This is a genomic window from Terasakiella sediminum (assembly GCF_033100395.1).
Lineage (GTDB): Bacteria > Pseudomonadota > Alphaproteobacteria > Rhodospirillales > Terasakiellaceae > Terasakiella.
The window spans coordinates 86911-102673 of the sequence record NZ_JAWLVJ010000011.1 but is presented as its reverse complement, the minus strand read 5'-3'; the positions used below and the strand labels follow the sequence as shown (position 1 = coordinate 102673).

Annotated in this window: 12 protein-coding genes; 11 read left to right on the top strand and 1 reads right to left on the bottom strand. The window is 51.8% G+C overall.

Translation table 11 applies throughout. The features are described from left to right. Positions 1–4: 4 nt before the first annotated feature. The 9 genes from murB (at position 5) to ligA (ending at position 11810) form a co-directional block, all read left to right on the top strand. On the top strand, positions 5–937 hold the full coding sequence (gene murB, locus RYZ26_RS10540; protein WP_411576862.1) for a UDP-N-acetylmuramate dehydrogenase: 933 nt from the start codon (positions 5–7) through the stop codon (positions 935–937). Beyond that, positions 934–1848: a D-alanine--D-alanine ligase gene (locus RYZ26_RS10535; protein ID WP_317683165.1), complete on the top strand. Its 915-nt coding sequence runs from the start codon at positions 934–936 to the stop codon at positions 1846–1848. Before murB ends, RYZ26_RS10535 begins: the two co-directional genes overlap by 4 nt. Then, on the top strand, positions 1836–2678 hold the full coding sequence (locus RYZ26_RS10530; RefSeq protein WP_317683164.1) for a cell division protein FtsQ/DivIB: 843 nt from the start codon (positions 1836–1838) through the stop codon (positions 2676–2678). The genes RYZ26_RS10535 and RYZ26_RS10530 overlap by 13 nt, the downstream gene beginning before the upstream one ends. Positions 2679–2720: 42 nt before the next feature. Further along, complete coding sequence (gene ftsA, locus RYZ26_RS10525) at positions 2721–3980, top strand: cell division protein FtsA (protein ID WP_411576861.1); 1260 nt, start codon at positions 2721–2723, stop codon at positions 3978–3980. Between the two features lie 112 nt (positions 3981–4092). Then, positions 4093–5715, top strand: coding sequence for a cell division protein FtsZ (gene ftsZ / locus RYZ26_RS10520; RefSeq protein ID WP_317683162.1), 1623 nt, complete (start codon positions 4093–4095; stop codon positions 5713–5715). Positions 5716–6003: 288 nt separating this feature from the next. Then, positions 6004–6951, top strand: coding sequence for a UDP-3-O-acyl-N-acetylglucosamine deacetylase (gene lpxC / locus RYZ26_RS10515; RefSeq protein WP_317683161.1), 948 nt, complete (start codon positions 6004–6006; stop codon positions 6949–6951). Positions 6952–7103: 152 nt separating this feature from the next. Continuing rightward, the gene (locus RYZ26_RS10510) at positions 7104–8039 is read left to right on the top strand and encodes an outer membrane protein assembly factor BamD (RefSeq protein ID WP_317683160.1); all 936 of its coding nucleotides are present in this window, start codon (positions 7104–7106) and stop codon (positions 8037–8039) included. 12 nt (positions 8040–8051) lie between these two features. Continuing rightward, positions 8052–9716, top strand: a complete 1665-nt coding sequence (gene recN / locus RYZ26_RS10505; protein WP_317683159.1) for a DNA repair protein RecN — start codon at positions 8052–8054, stop codon at positions 9714–9716. A gap of 6 nt (positions 9717–9722) precedes the next feature. Further along, the gene (gene ligA, locus RYZ26_RS10500; RefSeq protein WP_317683158.1) at positions 9723–11810 is read left to right on the top strand and encodes an NAD-dependent DNA ligase LigA; all 2088 of its coding nucleotides are present in this window, start codon (positions 9723–9725) and stop codon (positions 11808–11810) included. 93 nt (positions 11811–11903) lie between these two features. Here the strand turns inward: ligA and RYZ26_RS10495 are convergent, their stop codons facing one another. Beyond that, entirely contained in the window at positions 11904–12323 is a 420-nt protein-coding gene (locus tag RYZ26_RS10495) for an OsmC family protein (protein WP_317683157.1), read from the bottom strand. 64 nt (positions 12324–12387) lie between these two features. On the opposite strand from RYZ26_RS10495, the gene RYZ26_RS10490 reads away from it, so the two are divergent. Further along, positions 12388–13152 (top strand): acyl-[acyl-carrier-protein] thioesterase, encoded by a 765-nt coding sequence (locus RYZ26_RS10490; protein ID WP_317683156.1) that lies wholly within the window; start codon positions 12388–12390, stop codon positions 13150–13152. Positions 13153–13162: 10 nt separating this feature from the next. After that, complete coding sequence (gene pepN / locus RYZ26_RS10485) at positions 13163–15760, top strand: aminopeptidase N (RefSeq protein ID WP_317683155.1); 2598 nt, start codon at positions 13163–13165, stop codon at positions 15758–15760. The last annotated feature ends 3 nt before the right edge of the window (positions 15761–15763 follow it).

The window sequence follows — 15763 nt, the reverse complement described above, 5'->3', positions numbered from 1 at the left end:
GGGAGTGACTTTGGGGATCACATTCAAAGAGGGGCTATTGGATCGACTGCCAGCTGTGCGCGGTCGTATCAGTGCCAATGCGCCTTTGGATAAGATCACATGGTTCCGCGTCGGCGGGCCAGCTGAAGTCATGTTTAGACCCGCAGACGCAGACGATCTTGCCCAATTTATCCAGAACAAGCCAGACGACGTGCCTGTCACCTTTATCGGTGTGGGATCAAACCTGCTTGTGCGCGATGGTGGTATCCCCGGTGTGGTCATCAGACTGGGGCGTAATTTTGTGAGTATCGAGGTTGAAGACAACCAGATTATCGCTGGCGCAGGGGCCCTTGATGGCAATGTCGCCAAGGTTGCGCTTGATAATTCTTTGAGTGGTTTAGAATTTCTTAGTGGTATTCCCGGCACAATAGGCGGTGCGTTGCGTATGAACGCAGGCGCTTATGGACGGGAGATGAAAGACGTGCTTGTTGAAGCCACAGCAATTTCACCAGAAGGCGAAATCAAAACATTAAGCCTTGAAGACATGGGTTATTCCTATCGTCATTGCGATTTAAGCGATGACTGGACTTTCCTGTCTGCCCGCCTGAACGGCCTGCTTGCAGATAAAACAGATATCGCCGCTGAAATGCAGAAAATTCAGGATGCGCGCGGGGGCAGCCAGCCCATCCGTTCACGCACAGGCGGGTCCACCTTTGCCAACCCCGAAGGTCATAGCGCCTGGAAACTGGTGGATGAAGCCGGATGTCGCGGGCTCAAGATGGGTGGTGCGCAAGTATCTGAACAACATTGTAATTTCCTGATCAACACAGGCGATGCCACAGCGGCTGACCTGGAAGGTCTGGGTGAAGAAGTACGCAAACGCGTTAAAGAAACTTCCGGCGTAGAGCTTCGCTGGGAGATTAAACGCATCGGGATTAATAAAGGAGAGAATTCATGACAACACATGTTGCAGTCTTGATGGGCGGATGGTCGTCGGAACGTGAAGTATCTCTGGTCAGCGGCGCAGCTTGCGCCAAAGCTTTGCAGGAAGCAGGATACAGTGTCACCACGGTTGATGTCCAACGTGACATGGGCCAAGTCCTGACCCGTCTCTATCCCAAACCCGATGTGATCTTTAATGCGCTGCATGGTCCATATGGTGAAGACGGTTGCATGCAGGGCTTCCTGAACATCATCAATATCCCTTACACACATTCCGGTGTAATGGCATCCGCAATTGCTATGGATAAGCCCATGGCCAAACGCCTGTTTGAAGAAGTCGGCATTCCGTGCGCGAAACACATCATGGCAAAACGCGATGATGTTCTGGCAGGGGATGTCATGCCGCGTCCGTATGTTATTAAACCAACCAACGAAGGTTCCAGTGTCGGGGTTAAAATTGTACTAGAAGGCGACAACGAAGGTCCTTTCACCCACGACGATTGGCCCTACGGCGAAGAAGTCATGGTCGAACAGTTTGTACCGGGTCGTGAATTGACCGTTGCCGTCATGGGCGATCGTGGCGCCTTGGGTGTGACCGAGATTTGCACCGATCATAAATTCTATGATTACGATGCCAAATATGTGGAAGGCGGGTCTTACCATGTGGTGCCTGCCGATATCCCGGCCGATGTCGAAGAAAAAGTCAAACGCATGTCTGAACTGGCCCACAACACATTGGGCTGTCGCGGTGTATCCCGCGCGGACTTCAGATATGACGATGAAAAAGGCGAACTATACATTCTGGAAGTCAACACCCAGCCCGGCATGACGCCTACCTCTTTGGTGCCGGAACAGGCAGCGGCTGTTGATATTTCCTTCCCGAAACTGGTTGCATGGATGGTAGAGGAAGCACAATGCGACAGCTAAGCGTTCAATCCAAAAACAAGCGCAAGCGCAGCACCCCGATCTGGCGCAAGACGGCGTTTAAGCCAATTGCGCTGAGTGCCGTTCTGGGACTGATGGCCGCGCTGATGACCTATGCGGTGAAAACAGGTCTGGCGGACCTGGCCTCCAGCCGTGTGGAACATGCTGCGATCAATGCAACTGCATCATCTGGTTTTATCCTCAAAGATGTGATGGTTGAAGGGCGCAAAAACACGCCGCTTTCTGATCTGCGCGCTGTGGTCAACCTGGAACTGGATCAACCTATTCTGGAAGCCGATCCTGAAACGCTTCGGGCACGCATTGAGGCTTTGCCCTGGGTGGCAACTGCTTCTGTTGAACGCCAGTTACCGGATATCATCCATATCAGCCTGAACGAACACCGTCCAACCGCCATGTGGCAGCATGACAAGACCTTTTCCCTGATCAACAAGGATGGGGACGTCATCCTGACAGGTGGTGATGACATCAATGTCTTTGCCCACCTGCCGTTGGTCGTTGGTAAGGGCGCACCGAAACATGCACAGGACGTGCTGGCAATTTTGCGATCGGAGCCAGAGTTGAACAAAAAAGTGAAAGCTGCCGTTCGGGTATCAGACCGTCGCTGGGACATCGTGATGGAAAATGACTTCACCATCCGCCTGCCGGAAGAGCACCCGGAAAAGGCCTGGTCTCGTCTGGCGATTTACACCAAGGAACATGCATTGTTTGAAAAGGAACTCGCATCCGTTGATATGCGTCTTCCTGACCGGATTTTAATAAAAATCGACGATTTGGAAACCATTCGTAAACCATTACTGGGGCAAGATACATAGGTTGGGCTCCGTAAAGCTCATCTAGTTTTGAATAATTTTGGAATGCAACACGTGACAAAAAAAACCAGAAACGGCCTGATTGCGGCCCTGGACATCGGCACCACCAAGGTGTCGTGCTTTGTCGCGCGCCAAGGTTCCGGCACGGATCCTGAAATTATTGGCCTGTCGCACCAAATCGCCAATGGCCTGCGCCGTGGCGTTATCGTGGATATGGAAGCGGCTGAAAAATCCATTCGCAGTGCGGTCCATGTCGCCGAAGAGATGGCAGATGACACCATTGACCGTGTCATCGTTTCCCTTTCTGGCGGACATCCACAAGCCAACCTGCATGATGTGGAAACCAATGTGCATGCCGCACAAATCAGCGATCCTGATGTACAGCGCCTGTTTACACAAGCACGCGCGCAAGGTCAGGTACCGAAAGACCATGTGTTGCTGCATACGCTGCCCACAGAATTTGCCATCAACGGCGAACATGGCGTGCGCGACCCACGCGGTATGGCAGGCGACCGTCTTGGTGTGCGTATGAATATGGTGTCAGCCAATTCAAGTGCGGTCCAGAATTTGAAGACATGTCTGGAGCGCTGCCACCTGGATGTGGAAGAAGAAGTGGTTGCGGCTTATGCCAGCGGTCTAGGCTGCTTGGTCGATGATGAAGTCAATCTGGGTGTCTGCGTCGTTGATATGGGCGGCGGCACCACGGACATCGCGGTTTTCATTGAAGGTGAACTGGTCCATGTGGACAGCATCCCGGTGGGCGGAACGCAAGTGACAAACGATGTATCACGTGGGCTGAACACACCGATTGCGCATGCAGAACGCATGAAAACCAAATTCGGCAGCTGCCTGCCAGCGCCAAGCGATGATCATGAAATTTTGCGCGTCCCTGTTTTGGGGGAAGAAGATGATGCAGAAGGAACCACAGCATCACGTTCCATGCTGGTCAGCATCATCCAGCCGCGCCTTGAAGAAACATTTGAGCTGGTCCGTGAACGTTTGGAACAAAGTGGTTTTGATAAAGCCGTCGGACGTCAGGTCGTTTTAACAGGTGGGGCGTCGCAATTGCGCGGGGTTCCCGAACTGGCGGCCCGTATCCTCAACAAAAAAATTCGTCTGGCACGACCACAAAAACTACCCGGTCTGGCAGATGCAACAAGCGGCCCGGAATTTTCAACCTGCGTAGGTCTTTTGAAATACGCAAACGAAAAACAGGGGATGTGGCCCATGGGCACAACCCAGTCCGGACCGGACCCGAACAGTCTTTTTGGAAAATTAGGCTTCTGGTTTAAACAAAATTTTTAGATTTAGAGAATAAACTACGAAGAATACCCCGATAACCCTCACCAAAAGAGGGATCGGTGAGAGCGATAACAAGGCAGTCACACACGTTGTTTTAAACAAAGGGCAGAAAAAAATGGCTATTAACTTTCAAGCACCGGAAAATCAACCGGCTCCGGTCCAGACAGGACCACGCATTTCCGTCATTGGTGTCGGTGGTGCAGGCGGCAATGCCGTCAACAACATGATCCAGTCGCAGTTGGAAGGCGTTGAATTCGTCGTTGCCAACACAGATGCGCAAGCACTGACACAATCCAAATCAGATCACCGCATTCAATTGGGTGAAAACCTGACATCCGGTCTGGGTGCAGGGTCAAAACCTGATGTAGGCCGTGATGCCGCACTGGAATCTATCGATGACATCATGCAGCAGATTTCCGGTTCCAACATGATCTTTATCACTGCTGGCATGGGCGGCGGGACAGGTACAGGTGCCGCACCCGTCATTGCACATGCAGCACGCGAAGCAGGCATTCTGACCGTTGGCGTTGTGACCAAACCTTTCCAGTTTGAAGGTGTGCACCGCATGCGTCTGGCAGAAGCCGGCATCGAAGAAATGCAAAAATACGTGGACACATTGATTGTGATCCCGAACCAGAATTTGTTCCGTATCGCGACGGAAAACACAACATTTGCCGAAGCTTTCCAGATGGCGGACGAAGTTCTGCACTCTGGCGTGCGTGGCGTAACCGACCTGATGGTTCGCCCAGGCATGATCAACCTTGATTTCTCTGACATCAAAACTGTCATGATGGAAATGGGTAAAGCCATGATGGGCACAGGCGAAGCCGAAGGCGAACGTCGTGCGATCGAAGCGGCTGAAGCTGCGATCTCTAACCCACTGCTGGACGACAGCACCATGAAAGGTGCCAAAGGCGTCCTGATCAACATCACAGGCGGCATGGATATTTCCCTGTTTGAAGTTGACGAAGCAGCCAACCGTATCCGCGAAGAAGTTGACGGCGACGCCAACATCATCTTCGGCACAACACTGGATGAAAGCCTGAACGGCAAGATGCGTGTTTCTGTGGTTTCTACTGGCATTGATGCGCAAGAAGCTGAAAACCCACAACCGCGCGTTCTGGACGTGACTGAAGAAACACCCGCCCCACGCATGATGCCAAAACCAGCGGCACCTGCGGCTGATCCGAAACAGATGACCGTTGCACAAACTGTGGCGTCCAAAGTTCTGTCCATGCAGTCTGTCGCACAGCCTGTATCCCAACCTGCGGCCCAAACGGTTGCGCAAGCAACAGCGGCGGCAGCCGTTATTCAGGAAGAACCCGTTGTTGAAGAAACGGTTGAAGAAAATGTTGCCGTAAACGCAGAACAGGTTGCCATGCGCATCCAGAACACCCTGCGTGAAAGCACCCCTGTTCAACAGGAACGTGCCCCGTTCATCCCACCGGCTGCAACTGAAGTTTCACATGTAGAAGAACCAGTGGAAGCACACAATCCTTTTACGGCTGAGCCAAAAGCAGAAGAAATTGACGAAGCGCCAAGTGCAGCACGTTCCCTGTTTGACCGTGTAACAGGTCGTGCCTCCAAAGCGCAAAAGCCAAAGCCGACAGCAGAAATTCACGAAATGTCACAGCCTAGCTTTGATGTATCGCCTGCTGATCGCACAACGGTTTCATCACAGCAGGCCGAAGACGACCTGTTGGATATTCCAGCCTTCTTGCGCCGTCAGGCCAACTAAGGGCCAGGACCTGTTAAACCAACAGGTCTGCCCTGAAGGGATCCGTTCTGCCTTAATTGGTCCCTTGAGATAACCACGGGTTATTTCGAAACAACGTGACTTGAAGCCGGTCTTTGTTTCGCACATGCGTGCGTACAACGAAGACCGGCTTTTATTTCAACAACTTACAACCATATTGCGTTGTAACAAAATGTAACAAAGCTTGATTTGAGTTCTTTCCCATCCTTGGTTAATAATTCAGTATAAGAATTATGGGTAATAACCTACCCGACAATCGAAAGGGGCGTCATGACCAAGATTTCAAACCAGAAAGCAGCTAAAGTTCTCCGTCAGAAAACTTTAAAAACACCGATCAATTGTTCGGGTATCGCGCTCCATTCTGGTGAGAAAGTGTCCATCACGCTCAAGCCCGCCGAAGCTGACACAGGCATCATTTTCAAACGGACCGACATTGCAGGGAACGGCGCGGAAATCGCGGCCACTTATGACAATGTTGTTGAAACCGTTCTCTGCACAAAAATCGGCAACAAAGACAGTGTCACTGTTGCAACGATCGAACATCTGATGGCCGCCCTTGCTGGCGTTGGCATCGACAATCTGCTGGTAGAAATCAACGGTCCTGAAATGCCTGTCATGGACGGCAGCGCTGCACCTTTTGTTTTCCTGATCGAATGTGCAGGCACAAAAGAACTGGATGCCCCACGCAAAGCCATTCGCATTGAAAAACCGGTCAGTGTTGAAGACAATGGCCGTTTCGCGGGCTATCAGCCAGGCGAAGGGTCTGTTCTGGATGTCACAATTGATTTTGATGATCCAACCATTGGCCGTCAGGAACAAACAATTCACATGGGCCGCGGCGTCTTTAAAGAAGAGCTGTCTCGTGCGCGCACCTTCTGCCGCCTGCAGGAAGTTGAATATATGCGTAGCCAAGGCTTGGCCCGCGGTGGCTCGCTTGATAACGCTGTTGTTGTCAGCGCCGATGGCGTGATGAACGAAGGCGGTGTGCGTTTTGAAAATGAATGCGTACGCCACAAAATTCTGGATGCAGTTGGCGACTTGGCACTGGCTGGCATGCCGATCATCGGTCACTTCACCGGGATTTGCACGGGCCACTATATGAACAACCAACTGCTGCGCGCACTCATGGCGGATCAGGATGCCTGGTCTATCGTTCCGATGACAGTTGAAGATCTTGATGCCGCTTACACAGAACAGCGCAAAAGCAAATCTGCTTGAGAAATCAATCACTCACTAAAACAACTTAGACCCTGGACCTTGCGTTCAGGGTCTTTTTTGTTAGATCACTACAAATGAATAGAGACAAAACCACCTTTCTTGGTATAGTCTCGGCTAATCTTCATAACACGGCCATAGATGATAGACTTTAGATGAAATATTTCTCTCAACGCTCGCTCAAATATATCGCCACACCGTTATTGGCATTGACCCTTTTAAGCGCCTGTTCTTCTACGGAAGAGGCTGAAGAATATGTCGAAAGCCCTGTCGAACAGCTCTATAACGACGGTCATAACGCTTTGCTGGCAAAAGAATATGAAGAAGCAGCCCAAAAGTTTGATGAAGTTGAACGTCAGCACCCTTATTCCGTCTGGGCAACCAAAGCCCAGCTGATGGCGGCCTATGCCCATTATGAAAACGAAAAATATGACGAAGCGGTGATCGCGCTTGATCGCTTTATCCAGCTGCATCCATCCAACAAAGACGTGCCTTACGCAACCTACCTGAAGGGCCTGTCGTATTACGAACAAATCTCGGATGTTGGACGTGACCAGTTGATGACAGATCAGGCGCAACAGACCTTTAAGGAACTAATCAAACGCTTCCCGACCAGCAAATATGCCCGTGATGCCCGCATCAAGCTGGACCTGACCATCGACCACCTGGCAGGTAAGGAAATGGAGATCGGGCGTTATTACACATCACGTAACCAATGTATTGCAGCGCTTAGCCGCTTTAAGGCCGTTGTACAGCATTATCAAACCACAACCCACGTACCTGAAGCCCTTCACCGTATGATCGAATGCTATATCCAGCTGGGCCTGGATGACGAAGCTAAACGCACTGCGGCTGTATTGGGCCATAACTTCCCGGGGTCTGAATGGTATGTAGATTCCTATCAGATTGTGGAACGCAAACGCGTCAAAGAAAAAGAAGAACCCAGCTGGTACTGGCCGTTTGATAAAAAGGACGCCCTTGAAGTCTTGGAAGAACAAGACGGTATCGCCGCAGAAAACGCTTTGCCCCCTGAAGAACGAGAACAACTTCAGGCAGAGCGTGAGAGTTCTTGGTGGAAATTCTGGGAATAAGCGGTCCTAACCATGCTGCATCGCCTTTCTATTCGCGACATTGTCCTGATCGACAAACTGAATGTAGATTTTAAAAACGGTCTGTGTGTCCTGACCGGGGAAACCGGTGCGGGTAAATCCATCCTGCTGGACAGCTTAGGCCTTGCCCTTGGTGCACGTGCCGACAGTGCCCTTGTGCGCCATGGCAGTGACAAAGGCAGCGTTAGTGCGGAATTTGACCTGCCCGCCGATCACCCCTTCTGGGACATTCTGGACGAAGCCGATATCGAACGTGACGACACACTGGTCCTGCGCCGTGTCGTCAACAGCGATGGGCGTTCGCGTGCCTATATCAATGATCAGCCCGTCAGTGTCAGCTTGCTGCGCCAGGCTGGTGCTGCTTTGGTAGAAATCCACGGACAATTTGATACCCAAGGCCTGATGAACCCGGCGACCCACCGTGGCCTTCTAGACCTGTTTGGCAATCTGACAGGCCTTGCTGGCAAAACCAAAGGCATCTATCGGGAATGGCGCGCAGTTGAAAAAGAACGTATCGAAGCCGAAGCAGCGCTAGAAAAAGCGCGCGCGGATGAAGAATATCTGCGCCATATGGTAGAAGAATTGACCCAGCTTGCCCCACAGGAAGGCGAAGAAGAAGACCTCGCCAACCAGCGTCAGATGATGATGCACGGGGAAAAGCTGCTGGAAGGGTTGAAACAGGCCCATAACGAACTTTACGCCCACAAGGGTGTGGAAACCATGCTGCGAAATAGCTTGCGCCATCTGGAACGGATCGCCGAAAAAGCCGAAGGCCGTCTGGATGAAGTGCTGGAAACGCTGGATAAAGCCTCTGAATATGCCTCCATCGGTATTCAGCAGCTGGAACGTGCCAGTAACGAAGTTGACCTGGACCCGCGCCATCTCGAAGCCATTGAAGAACGGCTCTTTGCCCTTCGCGGTGCGGCGCGCAAACACGATGTTCCGGTCACCGAACTGCCGGGCTTGAAAGACCGTTTCGTTGCGCAGCTTGAAGCCGTTGAAGCAGGCGACAGCGCCTTGCAGGACCTGCGTACTAAAGAAACAGAAAAGCGCAACGCCTATATTCAAATCGCCGAAGAACTGGGCGCGCAACGCCGCAAGACGGCTTCCGGTCTGGATCGCGCCGTCAATAACGAACTTGGCCCGCTGAAACTGGGGGGCGCAACGTTCGGGACCACCATTATCAAGCTGGATCAGGATGACTGGAACGAAACAGGGTGTGACAAGATCGCCTTTGAAATTTCCACCAACTTTGGCGCGCCGCTTGGCCCCATTGCCAAGGTCGCATCCGGCGGGGAACTCTCACGTTTTATGCTGGCCTTGAAGGTAGTTCTGGCCCAGGCCGACCCCATCCCCACCCTTGTCTTTGACGAAGTCGATGCCGGAATTGGCGGGGCGACCGCCGCAGCCGTTGGTGAACGACTGGGCGCACTGGCTGAAGATGTGCAGGTGCTTGTGGTCACCCATTCCCCACAAGTGGGCGCGCGCGGCAACCACCATTTACAGGTTTCAAAAAGCGAGACAGGCGGGTCTGTGACCTCGACCATTCGTCCGCTGAATGACAACGAACGTACCGAAGAAATTGCCCGGATGATTTCAGGTGAACATGTCACCACCGAAGCACGGGCAGCAGCAGACACACTTTTAAACGCGGTTTAAATAAATATGGCCATCAAAAGCTTACGTGATCTTTCAGTCGATGAACTGACTGAATTTGACGCCTATGCCGAACTCAAGGCATTGGCGAAAGAAATTCATGAACATGACAAACGCTACTATCAGAATGATGCCCCGACCATCAGTGATGGGGAATATGACGCCCTGCGTCTGCGCAACACGGCATTGGAAGAAAAATTCCCGCATCTAAAACGTAAAGACAGCCCAAGCGAAAAGGTCGGAGCCGCCGTGCAATCCGGCTTTTCCAAAATCACACACGCGGTACCCATGCTGTCCTTGGGCAATGCCTTTAACGAAGAAGATGTGCAGGATTTTCAGGATCGCATTCGCCGCTTCCTTGGCCTTGGCGACACAGATGATCTGGATATCGTGGCCGAACCCAAAATCGATGGGCTTTCCATTTCCCTGCGATATGAAAACGGCAAGTTCAAACAGGCTGCAACCCGGGGCGATGGCGCGGAAGGCGAAGATGTTACGCGCAACATCCTGACGCTGAAAGAACTGCCGCTTGAGCTGCCCGCAGGTGTGCCCCATGTGGTGGAAATTCGCGGTGAAGTCTATATGGCGAAAGATGAATTCCTCGCACTCAACAAAAAGCAAGAAGATGCAGGCGCCAAGGTCTTTGCCAACCCCAGAAATGCGGCTGCTGGATCACTGCGTCAACTAGATACCAGCATCACCAAGCAACGCCCGTTGCGTATCTTTGCCTATGCCTGGGGGGAGTTGAGTGCGCCGTTGTCTGATACCCAGATGGGCGTGATTGATACGTTCAAAGAATGGGGCTTCCCGGTCAATCCACTGACCAAGGTCTGCCACAACCTTGAAGACATCATGACGCTTTACAACCACATCAATGATGAACGCGCCAATCTGCCTTATGATATCGACGGCGTGGTCTATAAGGTCAACCGTCTGGACTGGCAGGAACGACTGGGATTTGTCTCACGCTCCCCACGTTGGGCCATTGCGCATAAGTTTCCGGCAGAAAAAGCCCAGACAGTACTGGAAGCCATCGACATTCAGGTCGGTCGCACAGGTAAGCTGACCCCGGTTGCTCGGCTGAAACCCGTCACTGTAGGCGGTGTGGTTGTGTCCAACGCGACACTCCACAACAAGGATGAGTTGGAACGCAAAGGCGTGCAGGTGGGTGACACGGTCGTCATCCAGCGTGCAGGCGACGTGATCCCACAGGTGGTGGAAGTCGTCATGAACAAACGCCCGGCTGACAGTGTGCCTTATGTCTTCCCGAGCGAATGCCCGGAATGTGGATCACATGCCGTGCGTGAAGAAGGTGAAGTGGACGTGCGCTGCACAGGTGGTCTGATCTGCCCGGCCCAAGCCGTTGAACGTTTGAAACATTTTGTGTCACGCAACGCCTTTGATATGGAAGGCCTTGGCACCAAGAATATCGAAAAATTCTGGGAGAAAAAGCTGATCACCACGCCCGCCGATATCTTCCGCCTAGGTGATCATGCCGACACCATTGCCACATGGGATGGCTGGAAAGAAAAATCGGTCAGTAACCTGAAAGCATCGATTGAAGAACGCCGCACCATCGGCCTGGATCGTTTTATCTATAGCCTCGGCATCCGTCAGGTGGGTCAGGCGACTGCACGTACATTGGCAAAGAACTACTTAAGCTTTGATGCTTGGTATAACGCCATGCTGGCCGCCCATGATCAAGAAAGCACGGCTTACACCGACCTGATCGCCATTGACGGCATCGGGGCCTCCATGGCGCAGGATATTATTGAATTTTTCGATGAACAGCATAATCGCGATGTGATGCAGGATTTGGATAACCAGCTCACCATCGAAGAATTTGAAGTGCCCAAAACAGACGGCAGCCCGGTTGCAGGCAAAACCGTCGTCTTCACCGGAACACTGGTCACCATGACGCGCGCCGAAGCCAAAGCAAAGGCAGAAAGCTTAGGGGCCAAGGTATCCGGGTCCGTTTCGAAAAAGACGGATTATCTGGTTGCTGGGGGTAGTGCCGGGTCCAAGCTTAAAAAGGCCGAAGACCTTGGTGTCAATGTGCTGACAGAAGAAGGCTGGCATGAGCTGGTGGGGAGTTAAGTCCCAAATAACACCGTTCCCCGGCGAAGGCCGGGGGCTGGTTAACAGCTAGCGCTGACTTCAAAAGGTCCCGGCCTGCGCCGGGACACAGGGTCACTCATCCAGGTCAATCACTTCAAAATCGTGCGTGATCTCAGCGGTTGCACCCATCATGATGGAGGCAGAGCAATATTTCTCAGCCGACAGTTCAACCGCCTGTTTGACCTTCTTTTCTTTCAGGCCATGACCCGTCACTTTAAAATGCGCATGGATTTTGGTGTAGACCTTGGGGTCTTCATCAGCACGTGTACCATCGATTTCGACTTCGCAATCCACAACATTTTCACGCATACGACCCAGAATATGAACCACATCGAAGGTCGTGCAGCCGCCCATACCCAGCAGTAACATCTCCATCGGGCTGGGGCCAACGCTGCCCTGATCTGCGCCTTTGGCTTCCATAACAACAGCATGGCCGCTGTTGGAGGTGCCGATAAATGTGCGGTCTTCAACCCATTTTACACGTGTGGTCATAGCTTCATCCTTGACTTAAAAGAAATTTGGCTTCTACATAACAAGAAAAAAGAGGGATTGCCATATGATTGATTGGGCGAAAGTTGCAAATGCCAAGGCCCCGCCGACGCTAGGCCAGGAAATTTTCCATGTTCGGGTTTCAGAAATCTGTCCCAATGGTTTATTTTCAATCTGCAGTGTTGCAGAATATCTGCAAGAAGCCGCCTTTCGAAATTCTACCCTTCTGAACCTTGGTATGGAAAGCCTGCAAGGCACCGACCTTGCCTGGGTGCTGGCCCGCTTGGCCGTTTTTGTGCGCCACTATCCACGCAAAGGTGACGCTATTGCCGTTGAAACCTGGTATGCGGGCCTGCAAGGCAAATTCGGCAATCGCTTTTATCGCCTGCGTGATGAAAATAATATGGTGATTGCAACCGCACTGACCACCTTCGCCTTGTTTGATCTGGAAGAACGCGCCATGGCAGACTGGCCGGAATTTGTCCAGGCGCGCATGCCGGACGCCGGACCCAAACCGATTGAATTCCAGAAACGATCCATTGATAAACCTTTTATCGGTATCCCTATGCCGCCCTTTAAACCGCGCCTTGGTGATATCGACCTTTACAATCACGTCAATAATACCACCTTAATAGAATGGGCGTTAAGTTCCGCAGCAGAAGGGTGTAAACATCCGTTTCAGCCCCGCGCACTTGACATCGTCTTTCGAAATGAATGTCGCTTAAATGACACCGTCGAAGCCGAAGTTCAGCAGCTTAACCCCAAAGAAAGCCTTGTTCTTTTATCCAATCAGGATAATCAGGAACTGATCCGCGCCCACATTACCCGTTAAAGGCCCCATAATGAAAACCGAACAGCCCAAAACAATCCGCCTGGAAGATTACGCAAAACCAAACTTTCAGGTCGATAGCCTTGACCTTGTCTTTGATCTGGAACCTGAAAGCACGCGCGTTTTAGCCGCAGCGACTTATTATCAGGACGGCGAGGGCACAGACCTTGTTCTGGATGGGGAAGATTTGAAGCTTCTAAGCATCGCACTTGATGGCCGCACACTTTCAGAAAATGATTATGCCATCGAAGGCGACAAACTAACCCTGACGGACCTGCCGGAACGATTTGAACTGGTTGTGGAAACAGAAATTGATCCGAAGGGCAACACGCAACTGTCCGGTCTTTATCAGTCCAGCGGGAATTACTGCACCCAATGTGAAGCCCAGGGCTTTCGCCGCATCACCTATTTCCAGGACCGCCCAGATGTGATGACGCGCTTTAACGTCACGATCATTGCTGATAAGGATACCTGCCCGGTCATGCTGTCCAACGGTAATCTGGTGGAAGAAAGTGAGGCTGAAGACGGCCAACACGTCTGCGTCTGGAATGACCCCTTCCCCAAACCAAGCTATCTCTTTGCGTTGGTTGCAGGTGATCTGGCCCGTGTGGATGACACCTTTATCACCAAATCCGGCAACACAGTTGATCTGCGTATCTTTGTCGAACATGGCAATGAAGACCGCTGTGACTGGGCGATGGAAAGCCTGAAAGCATCCATGAAGTGGGATGAAGACCGCTTTGGGCTGGAATATGACCTGGACCTTTATAACATCGTCGCCGTCAGTGACTTCAACATGGGCGCGATGGAAAATAAATCCCTGAACGTCTTTAACACCAAGTACGTTCTGGCGAAATCCGACACCGCCACCGATCAGGATTACGCCGGGATCGAAGGCGTGATTGCGCATGAATATTTCCACAACTGGACAGGCAACCGGGTGACCTGCCGGGACTGGTTTCAGTTATCGCTAAAAGAAGGTCTAACGGTTTTCCGCGATCAGGAATTTTCATCTGACATGCGGTCCCGTGCTACAGAACGGATCGGCAATGTCAAAGTCCTGCGTGGCGGGCAATTCCCAGAAGATGCTGGGCCACTGGCCCATCCGGTGCGCCCGGACCAGTATATCGCCATTGATAATTTCTATACCGCCACCGTTTATAACAAAGGGTCCGAGGTTATCAGAATGATGCACACGCTTTTAGGGGAAGAAAACTTCCAGAAAGGCATGAAGCTTTATTTTGAACGCCATGATGGGGAGGCTGTAACGTGTGATGACTTTGCGGCTGCCATGATGGATGCCTCCGGTATTGACCTGAAACAGTTTAAGCTGTGGTATTCCCAAGCAGGCACACCCGAAGTCACCGCCAGATGGAATTATGATGGGGCTGCCAAACAATTCACCCTCACCCTTTCCCAAACCCTTGCCCCGACACCGGGGCAGGATGTGAAAGAGGTTATGCATATGCCGATCGCCATCGGGCTTGTGGGCAAGGACGGATCAGACCTGTACAGTGAAGTTCTGTCACTGAATGAAGCAAGCCAGACCTTCACATTCAACAATATCACCGAAGAACCCGTGATTTCTCTAAATCGTGGTTTCTCTGCCCCCATCAAGCTGAAAGCCCCATACAGTCGCGATGATCTGGCTTTCCTGATGGCAAATGACAATGATGAATTTGCCCGTTGGGAAGCCGCACAATCCTATGCCACCGACCTGCTGTTAGAAATGATCAAGACCTTCCAGAACGCAGGTGAAGTACAGAAAGATCAGCGTTTCATTGATGCCTTGAAAGCCACACTGGAAGATGCAAGCCTTGATAACGACTATATCGCACTTTCCCTGCTGCTTCCGGCTGAAAGCTATCTGGCCGATCAGATGGAAATCGTTGATGTGGTTGCGATCCATGGCGCACGCGAAGCCCTGCGCATCTTTATCGCGCAGGACCTGAAAGAAACCTTGCAGGAAACTTATCGCAAACTTCGAAGCGATACTCCTTACAGCCCGGATGCCAAATCTGCGGGCGAGCGTGCCCTTAAAAATGTATGCCTTGGCTATCTGGGTGAATTGAATGATCCGGCCACAACATCCCTGATCACCGCACAATATCACAACGCGAACAACATGACGGATCGCATGGCCGCATTGACCATCCTGTCCAACAAAGAAGGCAGCGTGGGCGAAGAAGTGCTGGCTGATTTCTATAGCCGTTTCAAAGATGATCCGTTGGTGGTGGATAAATGGTTGTCCGTACAGGCCATGTCTTCAAAACCAAGCACGCTGGATAAGGTGAAATCCCTGCTGGATCACGAAGCCTTTTCCATCAAAAACCCGAACAAGGTCCGCTCCCTCGTCGGTGTATTTGCCATGGCCAACCCGCTGCATTTCCATGATGCAAAGGGACAGGGCTATGAGTTTCAGGCCGACCGAGTGATTGAACTGGACAAGATCAACCCGCAAATTGCCGCGCGCATGATTGCGCCGCTGGGTAAATGGCGTCGATTTGATGAAAAACGACAAGAACTGATGAAAGCACAGTTGCAGCGTATCATCGACACCGACGGCCTGTCCAACGACACGTTCGAGATGGCAACCAAGTCTTTGGGTTAAGTT

What these genes read in the sequence shown, in the direction of transcription:
- ftsA (WP_411576861.1), top strand. Translation starts at nt 2,721, where the DNA reads ATGCAACACGTGACAAAAAAAACCAGAAACGGCCTGATTGCGGCCCTG.
- RYZ26_RS10490 (WP_317683156.1), top strand. Translation starts at nt 12,388, where the DNA reads ATGATTGATTGGGCGAAAGTTGCAAATGCCAAGGCCCCGCCGACGCTA.
- pepN (WP_317683155.1), top strand. Translation starts at nt 13,163, where the DNA reads ATGAAAACCGAACAGCCCAAAACAATCCGCCTGGAAGATTACGCAAAA.
- RYZ26_RS10495 (WP_317683157.1), bottom strand. Translation starts at nt 12,323, where the DNA reads ATGACCACACGTGTAAAATGGGTTGAAGACCGCACATTTATCGGCACC.
- ftsZ (WP_317683162.1), top strand. Translation starts at nt 4,093, where the DNA reads ATGGCTATTAACTTTCAAGCACCGGAAAATCAACCGGCTCCGGTCCAG.
- RYZ26_RS10510 (WP_317683160.1), top strand. Translation starts at nt 7,104, where the DNA reads ATGAAATATTTCTCTCAACGCTCGCTCAAATATATCGCCACACCGTTA.
- ligA (WP_317683158.1), top strand. Translation starts at nt 9,723, where the DNA reads ATGGCCATCAAAAGCTTACGTGATCTTTCAGTCGATGAACTGACTGAA.
- RYZ26_RS10530 (WP_317683164.1), top strand. Translation starts at nt 1,836, where the DNA reads ATGCGACAGCTAAGCGTTCAATCCAAAAACAAGCGCAAGCGCAGCACC.
- RYZ26_RS10535 (WP_317683165.1), top strand. Translation starts at nt 934, where the DNA reads ATGACAACACATGTTGCAGTCTTGATGGGCGGATGGTCGTCGGAACGT.
- lpxC (WP_317683161.1), top strand. Translation starts at nt 6,004, where the DNA reads ATGACCAAGATTTCAAACCAGAAAGCAGCTAAAGTTCTCCGTCAGAAA.
- recN (WP_317683159.1), top strand. Translation starts at nt 8,052, where the DNA reads ATGCTGCATCGCCTTTCTATTCGCGACATTGTCCTGATCGACAAACTG.